The following is a 13153-nucleotide window of genomic DNA, read 5'->3' on the forward strand; positions in this document are numbered from 1 at the left end:
CGGGAACAAGGCGGAGATGCCTGCTCCTGGGCGTTATCGCCCGGGCCTGGCTATGTAGTGCTCTTAACGTTTGGCACACGTGCCGGCTTGGAGCCGCATCGCGGCGGAAAATCGGTCACCGTGCTGCCATTGGTTAGCATTAATCAAAGTCCATAAGTGTGTACTCAGTTTCATCCTCATGATCAGAGTAATCAACGCTTCCATTGTACCCATGCATTCCGCACAGAGTCTCTATATGTGCGATCTTAACAGGTGAATCCCCTTGCTCTATTTCATGGATCCAGAATGCCGGATTCAAGTTGGGTTTTGGTTGAATCTCACATTTAAATCCTCGGATTCGCGAGTATGCTTGCTCTACACAGGCTTTCAGTGTGAATGAACCGTCATCTGCCAAATCGCGGATGAGCCAAGTAAGAATGTGGCCCATAAACTCCTCAGCGTGCTTATGCAGAGGTATTATGCACCTAGTCCAGAAACACCCCCTACCTTCTTTCCTGCTTTTCCTCCCCAATTGAACCAGGCACTGAAAAGAAGCGACAACAGTTTGTCTTGACCCTATCTTTGCTGCGTTACAGCCAAGGTACGACAGAGTTTCCATGCACCGATAAACAAAATGATCATCACCAGAATGGATCGCGTCAATTCCTAAAGATTTGATAAGATGGGCATACCCAGCTATGTTCCACCGGTCCAATGTCCGATCTTTTCCATTGACAGAATCCTCTTCAATCTGATGGACAGCTAGCTCTAATACGGAATGAATAGCATTCAAAACTTTCATCGGAGCACCACATTGCTTTGATGTCAGCATGACTGAGCCCAAATAGGTAACATCCGACATTATATTTTCCGTCATCTTCCCCAAAGGGTCCGAAACAACCTCTGGCGTGCGGAGAAGTGCGCAAAGACGATTTGTAAGTGCCTCTATATATGCACCCTCTTTGTCTTCCTGAGTGATCCAGTTTATTAACCCGCGGAAGCGTTTGTGCGTGATTGATGCCACGCCTCCTATCTCTCGATAGTCATTTTTTGAATGTGATTCCAAAGAGTAAGATGCAGTCGCTAAGGGCACCATAACTTCAATGCTTTCCATAAACACAGGATAGTCATTATTTGAGAGTGCCTGCTTTGCAATGACAATAGCCTTGTCCCACAGGTCGCCCTCAGTTACTCCGAGTGTATCCGGAGAGAATGACCACTCGTGAGCTGGAATCTGAAATCTATTACGATTCGCTATATATTTTTCGTGGGCCTCAACCTCTTTAGATACTGCTGCATATAGCTTGTCGTTGTACTTCCTTATATTCGCTTCGGTGAAGATTTTTTTTGCGTACCTCATTGGATCGAGATAGCTAATAGTCAATTTTGCGTTATCAAAGGATGCCCAGACTATAATTGGCAACAGCCAAAGGGCCAGATGCGCATAGACGTCTGGGCTGATTAAGAAACAAATTAACGGAACAAACGGCATCGTCATAAGCAGATATATATTGATCCATTGACGCTGCGATGGCCTGTCCAAAATTGGCTTGTACCTTGATAGCTGATAACCGAACAAGGTGAAATTTATTGAGAAAAATGCGCTAGTGAAATTAATCCCGAGGAGCCATGGGGCAATCTCATTTAAATCCTGCCCCAAGGAAAGCAGCACGAGAGCTACCTGAATCACTGCCAGTATCAGGAATCTCATATGCTGGTCTCGCAAATGAATGCTAATGCCCGCGCAAAGCGCGCGAGGTACGAGCGTCGCCTTTGACGCGTTTGTTATGTGCCGGTTTCAAAATACTTTTGCTCCATGTAGCTCATTAAATCTCTTATCGAGGATTCAACAAAATCGAATGAATCTATTAGATATTCGCTCGTGACACCTGCCCGCCCAAAATATGTGCTCGTTATATAAAATTTTTCATCACATTTCATCAGAGGCTTATCTACATCATTCGTCATATCGTCCAAGCTCCCATTGGAATGTACGATAAAATTTCTAACTTTGTAGATATCCGCTACCTTTTCCAATTGTATATTTTTGAACTCGAATTCGTAGTTTAGAATATTTTTCATATATTTATTCGCGCGAGACAACAAAGACCCTCTGCCTACCTCACGAAAAGAGAGAGTTTTATTTTCCTTTTCTTGGGCATATTTCAATAAAGCACTTATTGAACTTTCTAGAAGTGAATAAATAGATACAAAAGCCGGATTTCTAATAACTCTAGGAATTTCTTCTTCAGCTATAAGATAGCAGTATCGGTATTCGTCTTGGTCAGCACCTCTATTCTTCTCTTCTTCTTTTGCAATGTACTCTGAACCAACTCTTTCAATGCTGATTTCCATGATACCAAGATAGTCTCGAAGCATTGAGAGTTCTGGCTTTATTCCAATCCCAGGATAGTTTATATCCATATTTAAAAATGCTGTTATTGCTACCATCTCTGTTCTACCTTAGGCACATAACAGTTAAATCCGGAGTATGTGCATATCCGCATACTGTGGCTAGTACTGGGCATTTGTGTCCATAGCTACTCAACAATATCCAAATATAGACTAGTCATGTTTCGTAACTCGTATTTATATCTGTACACGCAGCCAATAGCTGCTGATTCACTCAGTGGGCCAGGGCCAGGCCAAACTCATTCGCTGTGTCGCGGCGCATTACCCGGGCACGTCCCCACCGACTCCAGCGATGGTGGTTACAATGCGACTGTCGGATTCAGATTTACGATAGCGCACGGCGCACAAGTGCTATTTATGGCAATGCACCTTCCCTGTCTTCTTTTCCATATGGCAGCACTGCCCGGGCGGTGAGCTCTTGCGGCAGCCTCCACCATGTGCAAAGGCAAGATTGCTGGCAATAAGAAGCGCGAGCACCAAAGTCACTTTTTTCATTATCTGATCCCCGTAATAAACCCATATCGTTGTTTTTGTTGATCGAACAATGTTAGCCCATACTCCGTGCAACCCCCGCGGCGCAGGCCGCCAATGTGACGCAGTTAACAATTTCCACATGCGTCAGGGCCGATTCCCGAGCCCCTATCGACCGCATCCCCACCATTCATCGCACAAAGCACTCAACTCCCCGCAGGCGCCTTGAAAGGCCCCAGGTGATGGGGTGATATACACCTGTATAACACCTTCGGGGGAACACCAACATGTCCAGTTCGTCGCCCGGCAGCGAGACCCGCGCGCACTACCTGATCGACACTTTCACCCGGCACCCGCTGGCCGCCAACCTGTTGATGATGATGCTGGTGCTGGCGGGCATCTGGGGCCTGCGCCAGCTCACGGTGCAGCTCAATCCACCCCAGCCCAGCCACAGTGTCAGCGTGGACATCAGCTGGCCGGGGGCTGCCGCGGAGGATGTGGAATTGCTGATCACCCAGCCGGTGGAATACCAGCTGCGCAGCCTGCAGCACCTGAAAAGCCTGACCTCCACCACGCTGGAAAGCCACAGCAGTATCCGCCTGGAATTCGAACGCGGCACCGACATGGGCCTCGCCAGCGACCGCGTCAAGCAGCAGGTGGCCCAGACCCGCGACCTGCCCGCCGATATGGAAACGCCGGTGGTCAGCATCCACGAGCCCATGGAGACGGTCGCCGCCCTGCTGCTGGCGGGCACCGGCTCGCTGAGTGAACTGGCGCCGCTGGCGCGGGACATTGAAAGCCAGTTGCTGGCGCGCGGCATCGACCAGGTGGAGTTTCGCGGCGTGCCGGAAGAGGAAATCGCCATCCAGGTGGACAGCAAGACCCTCTACACCCTCGGCCTGCCGCTGGGGGAAATCGCCCGTCGCATTCTCGACAACAGCGCCGATGTCCCCGCCGGTAGCGCCGGCAGTGGCCAGCTGGAACGCAAGCTGCGCAGCCTGGAACAGCGCCGCAGCGCCCAGGGCTTCGCCGAGCTGCCGCTCAGCACCGGCGACGGCGAGCAACTGGTGCGCCTGGGGGACATCGCCGACATCGAGCGCCGCGAACGCGACCACCAGCGCCACCTGCAATACCAGGGCAAGCCCGCCATTACCCTGATCCTGCGCCGCGCCGCCGGCTCCGACATCATGGGCGAGGCCGACATTCTGCATCAGTGGTACGCCGAGAACCGCGCCTCCCTGGAGCAGCAGGGCGTACAAAGCGTCATCTGGCTGGAAGCCTGGCGCTTCGCCAAAGAGACGCTGATGCTGGTGGTCAACAACGGCATCGGCGGCCTGCTGCTGGTGGTTGCCACGCTGTACCTGTTCCTCAACGCCCGCGTGGCGGGCTGGGTCACGGCCGGTATCCCGGTGTCCTTCCTCGGGGCGCTGGCGGTGTTCCACTTCCTCGGCGGTTCCATCAACTTCATCAGCCTGGTGGGGGCGGTGATGGCCCTGGGCATCGTGGTGGACGACGCCATCGTGGTGGGCGAGCACGCCCTGTCGCGCTTCGAGGCCGGCGCCAGCCCCGAGCAAGCCGCCGCCCAGGGTGCCCAGCACATGTTCGCCCCGGTGATGGCTTCATCGCTGACCACCCTGGCGGCCTTCCTGCCGCTGATCGTGCTGGACGAGCCCTTTATCCGCGAAATACCACTGCTGATGGTCTGCGTGATCATCGCCTCGCTGATCGAGTGCTTCCTGATCATGCCCGGCCACCTGCGCCACAGCTTCCAGGCGATGCAGAAGCAGCCTAAACCTTCGCGCTTCCGCACTGGCTTCGAGCGCCGCTTCAACCACTTCCGCGATGCCATTTTCAGCCCCCTGCTGCTGCGCGCCCTGGACAATCGACGCGCGGTGCTGGCGCTGTCGCTGGGCGCCTTTGTCGTCGCCCTGACCCTGCTGGCCAGCGGTCGGGTCAAGCCGGAGCTGAATATCAGCCTGAACTTCGAGTTTGCCGACGCCTACCTGCAGTTTTCTGCCGGCGCCAGCGAGGCCGACAAGCAGGCGGTGCTGGAGGAAATGGAGCGCACCCTGCTGGCCACCAACGAGGCCTTCGGCGGCAACGTGATTGTCACCCACGTACCCCAGCGCAACTGGGCCATGCTCGAACAACAGCCCCGCACCGGCCCGCAGTACGCCGCCCTCTGGGTGGAACTGGTGCCACCCAACGAGCGCGAGGTATCGCTGGCCGAGTTTTCCGCCGCCTGGCAAGAGCGCGTTACGCCCAGCCCCTACGTGGAAACCCTGCATTTCAGCAATGGTGAGGACAACTGGCCGGACCTGCAGCTGTACTTCAGCGGCGCCGACGTCACCAGCCTGAAGGCCGCCGCCGAAGAGTTGGCAGGCCACCTGGCCCGGATGCCGGGCGTCAACAACGTGTTCGACGACCTGCCCTACGGCAAAGAGCAGTGGGTATTCAGCCTGACCACCGAGGGCCGCGCCGCGGGACTGACCAGTGCCGATATCGGCCGCCAGCTGCGCGCCGCCTACGAGGGTTACCGCCTGCAGATATTCACCGAGGACCGGGTGGAGCTGGAGGTGCGGCTGTCCCTGCCGGCCCGGGAGCGCTTCGATCTCGCCAGCATCGGGCAGCTGCCCATCAGCACGCCCGCCGGCACCGTGCTGCCCCTGTCCAGCGTGGCCGAGGTCGGCACCCGTCGCGGGATCGAGCGTATCAACCATCGCGACGCCCGCCAGGTGATCAATGTCTACGGCAGTGTAGATCGCAAACAGAACACCCCCATGGCGGTGATCGCCGAGCTGGAGGAGAGTGTGATTCCCGAGATTACCCGTCGCTACGGCGTCACCTACGGCCTCGGCGAACGCTCCGCCGAGGAAGCGGCAACCTTCCACGACATGCTGCTGGGGGCGGTGATCGGCCTGCTGCTGATCTATCTCATCCTGGCCTGGATCTTCGCCTCATGGAGCTGGCCGCTGGCGGTGATGCTGGCCATACCCCTGGGCCTCACCGGCGCCCTGGCGGGCCTGCAACTGATGGACCTCAACCTCGGCGCCATGGCCATCATGGGGCTGTTCACCCTCACCGGGGTAATCGTCAACGACTCCATCATCCTGATCAACGCCTACAAGGCGGCGCGCGACGCCGGCCAGCAGGTGAACGAAGCCCTGCTCAGGGCCTGCCGCAGCCGCCTGCGCCCGGTGCTGCTGACCTCGCTGACCACCGCCTTCGGGCTGGCGCCGATGATGCTGGAAAGCTCCCCCATCGGCCAGGTGATGGCGCCGCTGGCGGTGGTTATCTGCTTCGGCCTGCTGTACGGCTCTACCCTGATCCTGTTCACCATTCCGGCGGTGCTGTCGCTGCTAGAGAGTCTGTCGCTGCGTTTGCAGCGCCGCCGCGGCACCCGTATTTCCCCGTCCTCTGACATTGCAGGAGTTACCCCATGATCGCCCTGACACAGCGACTGCAACATGCCCGCCAAGGTCTGGCCGGCAGAATAAGCGGCAAAAACCGCGTATTGCTGGTCATCCTCGGCGCCGCCATTCTGGGCAGCACCGCCCTGCTGGCCACGGCGCCACAGCCGCCACTGCCCGAGGTGACGGAAAAAATCTGGCCGGTGAGCGCGGTGTCGGCCCGCAGCGAGAGCCTGTCACCGGAGCTGATGCTGTTCGGACGGGTGGAAAGCCCCAACCACGCCGCGCTGCGCAGTGACAGCAGTGGCGACGTGCTCGCCGTCCATGTCCGCGAGGGCGAGCGGGTCAGCCGCGGCCAGTTGCTGGTCAGCCTGGACCCGGCCCACGCCGCACTGGCGCTGGAGCAGGCCGAGGCCGATCTCGCCGACGCAGAATCGGCACTGGCCTCCCTGCAGGCCGATATCCGCGCGGAGCGACGGGTACTCGAACACATGGAGGACCTGTACGCCCTGACCAGCGCCAAGGCAGAGCGTCTCAAGGGGCTGAACGAGCGCCAGCTGATCGCCACCGAGCACATGGAAAACACCCTGCAGGATGTCGCCCGCCAGGGCATTGAACTGGCCCGCCAGCAGGCCCGGGTGGAAAAACACCCGCAGCGTCTGGCCAGTGCCGAAGCGGCCCTGAACCGGGCCCGGGCCCAGCGCGACGACCGCGCCCTGCGCCTGGCGGACACCCGGGTGGAAGCCCCCTTCGATGGCCGCATTTCGGTGGTAGACGCCGCGCCCGGCGACCGGGTGGACCCGGGTTCACCCCTGCTCAGCCTGTACGACACCGACGCCATGCGCGTGCGGGCGGCCCTGCCGGAGAGCCAGCTGGAGCCGATCAAGCGGGCTTTGGCCAGCGGCCAGACGCTACATGCCTACATCAACGGCAGCGACACCGCCCTGCCACTGGAAACGCTGGCCGCCGCGGTTGGCAAGGGGCACAGTGGCATCGACGGCCTGTTCCACCTGCCCGCCGGCGCCGACCACCCGGAACTCGGCCGCGCCATTGACCTGCGCCTGGTGCTGCCGCCCGTACCACAGACCGTGGCACTGCCTGTACAGAGCCTGTACGACAACCGCCGCATCTACCTGATCGAGAATCAGCGCCTGCGGGCACTGGAAGTGACCCCGGTAGGCCAGCGCAGCCGCGAGGACGGCAGCCTGGAAATCCTGGTGCAGGCAGATGCGCTGAGCGCGCAAAGCCAGATACTGGCCACCAGCCTGCCACGGGCCGCCGATGGCCTGCGGGTGGAAACGGTAGCGCCGGCAGTGGCCGCGCGTTAACCAGCGTTAGCTTCGAGCGCGGTGTCGGCGGGTTCCTTTTGCAGGCCCGCCGGCATACCACCGGAAACTGTTCGTCGTTCAGGGTTGGGCAGCGGCAGGCAAATTGGCTATATTCATGGCACAGTTTGTCATTCTCTGCCTGGAGCCCATCCAATGGACAATATCGACCCGAACACACTGCTGGAAACCTACATCATTCCCTGGGGAATCAAGATCGCACTGGCCCTGATCATATTCATCGTGGGTCGTATCGTTGTCGGCATTCTGGTCGGGGCGGTGGAAAAATTCATGGAAAGGCGCCGCATGGACGATGTCCTGGTGCGCTTCCTCTCCTCCATTATGCGCTGGGTGCTGTTGCTGTTTGTGGTCATCGCGGCCCTCAGCCAGCTCGGGGTGGATACCACCTCGCTGATCGCCCTGCTCGGTGCCGCCGGCCTGGCCATCGGCCTGGCGTTGCAGGGGTCCCTGTCCAACTTCGCCGCGGGCGTGATGCTGATTGTTTTCCGCCCCTTCACCAAGGGCGATTTTGTGGAGGCGGGCGGCGCCATGGGCGTGATCGAAAGCATCAGCATCTTCACCACCACCATGACCACCCCGGACAATAAGGAAGTGATCGTGCCCAATGGTTCGATCCTGTCCAACAACATCACCAACTACTCCGCCCGCGATACGCGCCGGGTGGATATGGTGTTCGGCATTTCCTACGAGGACGACATCCGCAAGGCCAAGGAGATCCTGGAGAACATCCTCGCCAACGACAGCCGCGTACTGGCCGATCCGGCGCCGGTGGTCGCGCTGGGCGAGCTGGCCGACTCCTCGGTCAACTTCCTGGTCCGGCCCTGGGTGAAGGCAGCCGATTACTGGGCGGTGCTGTGGGACACCAATGAAGCCGTCAAGACCCGCTTCGATGACGAGGGCATTACCATCCCCTTCCCGCAGATGAACCTGCATTTGCCCCAGCCGGAAGAAAAAGAGGCCGAAGAAGCCTGAATAGTGCGCGGCGCAAGCCGCGCAGCATTACAAGTTTTTCACAGCCGCTGCCGCCCGCCTGTGGTATAAAACTGCTTTCTTTTCAATCCCCGCTTCGGCGGGGGTTTGCTTATCGGTATTTCCTGTGGCTCTGAGCAAAAAACAAGTTCTCCTTTCCCTCGTCATGCTCGCCGCCGCTTTTGCGGTCACACTGCTGCTGTACGCCTCGCGCCCCTCCACGGAAATCGCCGAACCCGCCTATGTGCCGGTCACCGTAGACGTGGCGGAGGCGGTGAAGGAAACCATCCGCATCCCCGTTCAGGCCCAGGGCACTGTCACCCCCCTGCGCAGCACCCGCCTGATTACGGAAGTCGGCGGGCGCATCACCGAGGTATCCGATGCCTTCAATGTCGGGGGATTTGTCGCTGCCGGCGATGTGCTGCTGCGCATCGACCCGCGCGACTACCAGACCGCCCTGCTGCGCGCCCAGTCCGCCGTGGCCTCGGCCGAGAGCCTGCTGGCCCAGGAGAAGGGCCGCGCCCAGGTGGCCGAGCGGGAGTGGAAAAAACTGCCCGCCGGCAGCCAGCGCAGCGAGGAGGCCAAAGCCCTGTACCTGCGCAAGCCGCAACTGGAACAGGCCGAAGCGGAACTGCTGGCGGCCCAGGCGGACCTCAGCACCGCCCGCGACAATCTCGAACGCAGTATCATCCGCGCCCCCTACGATGCCCTGATCAACGCCAAGTCGGCGGAGTTGGGGCAATACGTCAGCCCCGGCACCGCGCTGGCCGACATCATTTCCGTGGATGTGGCTGAAGTGCGCCTGCCGATACCCCAGGGCAAGCTGGAATACCTGGACCTGCCCGGCCTCGGCGCCTACCCGCAGGGTGCAGACATCGACCTCTATACCGATGTCGGCGGCGAGGTCAACCACTGGACGGCACAGCTGCATCGCAGCGAGGGCGTGTTCGACGAGCGCTCGCGAGTCCTGTACACCGTGGCCCGCATCGAGGACCCCTACGCCCTGAAAGATCCCCGGCGCGCACCGCTGCGGGTCGGCACCTTCGTCAACGCCAACATCCGCGGCCGCGCCCTGCCCGAGCTGGTGGCGCTGCCCCGCTACGTGCTGCGCGCCGGCAACCACCTGTGGGTAGTGGACGCCGACAACCGCCTGCGCGACCGTGAGGTGAGCATCCTGCGCACTGGCGGCGACCTGATTTATGTCTCCGCCGGACTGGAAAACGGCGACCTCGTCTCCCTTACCAGCCTGGACAGTTCCCTCGCCGGCTCCAAAGTCGACGTCGTTTCCAGCCGCAGCTCGGTGGATTTGCGCCGCGAATACCAGGGTGAAGCACCACCCGGGGCCGCGGTGGAGGCGGCCCAGAGCAACGCGCCAGCGACCGCGCAGGAAGACGCCGCAACGCCCGGCGCGGAGGCCTGATGCAGGACAGCCAACCCGTGCCCCAGGGCATCATCGCCTGGTTCGCCCGCAACCCGGTGGCCGCCAACCTGTTGATGATCATCATCATGGTGGTGGGCCTGGGCAGCGCCTTCACCATCCAGCGTGCCATGTTTCCAGCCTTCGACCTGGAGGTGGTGTTCATCAACATGTCCTACCCCGGGGCGCCGCCGGAGGAAGTGGAGCAGGGCATCGTGCTCAAGATCGAGGAGGCCATCAACGACGTCGACGGCATCAAGCGGGTGGAATCCGACGCACTGGAATCCCACGCCCGGGTGATGATCGAGCCGCTGGAGGGCACCGACCTCAACAAGCTGATGGACGACGTCAAGAACCGCATCGACGCCATCCTGTTTTTCCCGGAAGAGGCGGAAAAGCCGATTATCAGCCAGCCCGAGCTGCTGTTTCCGGCGGTCACCCTGCAACTGTCCGGCGAACTGGGCGAGCGCAGCATGAAAACCCTGGCGGAGGAAGTGCGGCGCGAGCTACTGACCTACCCCGAGGTGTCAGCGGCGACCATCGTAGGCGCCCGGGAATACGAAATTTCCATCGAAATCTCCGAGCAACTGCTGCGCGAGTATCACCTGAGCCTGGGTGAAGTGGCGGATATTATCTCCTCCTCCTCCCTTGACCTGCCCGCCGGTTCGGTGCGCACCGAGCACGGCGATATTGCCCTGCGCACCCTCGGCCAGGCCTATGTGCAACAGGACTTCGAAGACATCGTCCTGCGCACCAATGCCGACGGCACTCGCCTTATGCTGGGCGACATCGCCACAGTGAAAGACGAGTTCGAGGAAGCCGAGGGCTTCGCCCTGTTCAACAATCGCTACTCCCTGGGCATACAGGTCTACGCCATGGGCGAGCAGGACATCATTGACACCGCCCGGGTCACCAGGGAATATCTGGAAGAGAAAAACCGCACCCTGGCCGACAATGTGACGCTGGAGCCCTGGTCCGACATCACCTTCTACCTCGAGGGCCGGCTGGGCATGATGTTCAGCAACCTCGCCATGGGCGCCCTGCTGGTGTTCCTGGTGCTGGCCCTGTTCCTGGAGATCAAACTGGCCTTCTGGGTGATGCTGGGCATCCCGGTGTGCTTCCTCGGCGCCATGGCGATGATCAATACGCCCTACATCCACGCCAGCCTGAACATGATCAGCATCTTTGGCTTTATCCTGGTGCTGGGGATTGTGGTGGACGACGCCATCATCATGGGCGAGAGCGCCTACGCGGAAACCGAGCGCCACGGCCACAGCGTCGACAATGTGATACGCGGGGTCTACCAGGTGGCGACCCCCGCCACTTTCGGCGTACTCACCACCATCGTGGCCTTTGCACCCACCCTGTTCGTCGACGGCATGTTCGCCGCCATGCCGGCCGCCTGTGGCTGGGTAGTGATCCTGTGCCTGGTGTTCTCGCTGGTGGAATCGAAGTGGATACTCCCCGCCCACCTGGCCCACAGCAAACCGACCCGCAACCGGCTGCTGCTGTACATCGACCACCGCCAGGAAGCCATCAACGGCTGGCTCAAGACCTTCATCGACCAGCGCTATACGCCCTTTGTCGCCCGCTGTGTACGCAACCGCTATCTCACGCTGGCCACCTTCATCTCCGGCCTGATCCTGTGCGCCGGCCTGCTGGCGGGCGGCGTGGTGCGCACAGTTCTGGCGCCGGATGTGCCCGGCGAATTCCTGCACGCCGATGTCACCATGTCCGAAGGCAGTCCGGAGGAGCGCACCCTGGAGGCCATCCAGACGGTGGTCAAGGCGCTGGAAGAGGTGGAGGCGGAGCACAAGCGCAGCCACGGCGGTGAAGAGCTGGTGAAACATATCTTCGCCTACGGCGCCAGCCGCGTCTCCGGCGGCATCGATGTGGAGCTGACCAAAGAGAACCAGCGCTCCATCAGCACCCGCGAGATCGAGCGCCGCTGGCGCGAGAAAATCGGCTATATCCACGGCACCGAGGTGCTGGCCATCTCCAGCGCCGACGGCCCCGAGTTCGGCCCCAGCATCGCCTTCGACCTGATGCACAGCAACTTCGAAACCCTGCGCGCCGCCTCCCAGGAACTGGAGGAAGCCCTGCGCCACTACGAGGGCCTGTACGACATCCGCAACGGCGCCAGCGACACCCGGGACGAATTCCACATCGACATACTCCCCGAGGGCGAGGCCCTGGGCCTGACCCGCTTTGACCTGGCCACCCAGGTGCGCCACGCGTTCTACGGCGCCGAGGCCCAGCGTATCCAGCGCGGCATCGACGAAATCCGGGTGATGGTGCGCTACCCCCGGGCCGACCGGGAAACCGTGAGCAGCCTGCACGACATGTTCATCCGCACCCCCGATGGCAGCGAGGTGCCCTTCGGCACGGTCGCCCGCCTGCGGGTGGAGCAGGGCCTGCTCAAGGCCACCCACATCAACTACCAGCGGGCTGCCGAAGTCACCGCCGAGGCCAACAAGGACCTGGTCGAGCCCAGCCGCGTCATGGCCGACATCCAGCAGCGGGTGATGCCGGGGCTGGTGGAAAAATACCCGGGCCTGCGCTGGGCCGTCTCCGGACTCGCCGAGGAAGAGGCGAAGATGGGCCGCAGCATGTTGATCGGCTTCAGCCTGGCCCTGTTCGGCATCTACGCCCTGTTGGCGGTGCCCACCAGGTCCTACCTGCAGCCGCTGATCATCATGGGCGTGATTCCCTTTGGCGTGATCGGCGCCGTGGTGGGTCACTGGATCACCGGCTACCCCCTGTCAATGATGTCGCTCATGGGGGTGATTGCCTTGTCCGGAGTGGTGGTCAACGACAGCCTGATCCTGGTGGACTACATCAACAAGGCGGTGCGCGATGGCGTGGCGCCGCTGCAGGCGGTAATGGACGCCGGCACCCGCCGCTTCCGGGCCATCCTGCTGACCTCACTGACCACCTTCTTCGGCCTTGCACCCATGCTGCTGGAGCGCAGCGCCCAGGCCCAGGAGATCGTGCCGATGGCGGTGTCACTGGCCTTTGGCATTGTGTTCGCCACTGTCATTACCCTGCTGCTGGTGCCCAGCCTGTACATGATCCTCGACGATCTGGCGCAGTGGAACCAGCGCCGGGAGCAAGCGGCCCTCGAGGCGGGCGCCAGCACGGGGCACTGA

7 protein-coding genes are annotated in these 13153 nt (G+C 60.6%); 5 read left to right on the forward strand and 2 right to left on the reverse strand.

Going from position 1 to position 13153, the window contains the following annotated elements:
• Positions 1–139: 139 nt before the first annotated feature.
• Both FVW59_RS17155 and FVW59_RS17160 read right to left on the reverse strand, forming a co-directional pair.
• A complete protein-coding gene (locus FVW59_RS17155) occupies positions 140–1690 on the reverse strand; it encodes a hypothetical protein (protein WP_148065589.1) in 1551 nt (516 codons plus the stop codon).
• A gap of 74 nt (positions 1691–1764) precedes the next feature.
• Positions 1765–2430 carry a hypothetical protein gene (locus tag FVW59_RS17160; protein WP_148065590.1) on the reverse strand — a complete coding sequence of 222 codons (666 nt, stop codon included), beginning with the start codon at positions 2428–2430 and terminating at the stop codon, positions 1765–1767.
• A gap of 719 nt (positions 2431–3149) precedes the next feature.
• Here FVW59_RS17160 and FVW59_RS17165 point away from each other — a divergent pair.
• From FVW59_RS17165 to FVW59_RS17185, 5 genes are all read left to right on the forward strand, one after another.
• Positions 3150–6305 (forward strand): efflux RND transporter permease subunit, encoded by a 3156-nt coding sequence (locus FVW59_RS17165; protein ID WP_148065591.1) that lies wholly within the window; start codon positions 3150–3152, stop codon positions 6303–6305.
• Positions 6302–7600 (forward strand): efflux RND transporter periplasmic adaptor subunit, encoded by a 1299-nt coding sequence (locus FVW59_RS17170; protein ID WP_148065592.1) that lies wholly within the window; start codon positions 6302–6304, stop codon positions 7598–7600. Before FVW59_RS17165 ends, FVW59_RS17170 begins: the two co-directional genes overlap by 4 nt.
• A 153-nt stretch (positions 7601–7753) precedes the next feature.
• The gene (locus tag FVW59_RS17175) at positions 7754–8590 is read left to right on the forward strand and encodes a mechanosensitive ion channel family protein (protein ID WP_148065593.1); all 837 of its coding nucleotides are present in this window, start codon (positions 7754–7756) and stop codon (positions 8588–8590) included.
• A gap of 124 nt (positions 8591–8714) precedes the next feature.
• Positions 8715–10007 carry an efflux RND transporter periplasmic adaptor subunit gene (locus FVW59_RS17180; protein ID WP_148065594.1) on the forward strand — a complete coding sequence of 431 codons (1293 nt, stop codon included), beginning with the start codon at positions 8715–8717 and terminating at the stop codon, positions 10005–10007.
• Positions 10007–13153: an efflux RND transporter permease subunit gene (locus tag FVW59_RS17185; RefSeq protein ID WP_148065595.1), complete on the forward strand. Its 3147-nt coding sequence runs from the start codon at positions 10007–10009 to the stop codon at positions 13151–13153. Before FVW59_RS17180 ends, FVW59_RS17185 begins: the two co-directional genes overlap by 1 nt.

The organism is Parahaliea aestuarii, from assembly GCF_008064635.1.
Taxonomy (GTDB): domain Bacteria; phylum Pseudomonadota; class Gammaproteobacteria; order Pseudomonadales; family Halieaceae; genus Parahaliea; species Parahaliea aestuarii.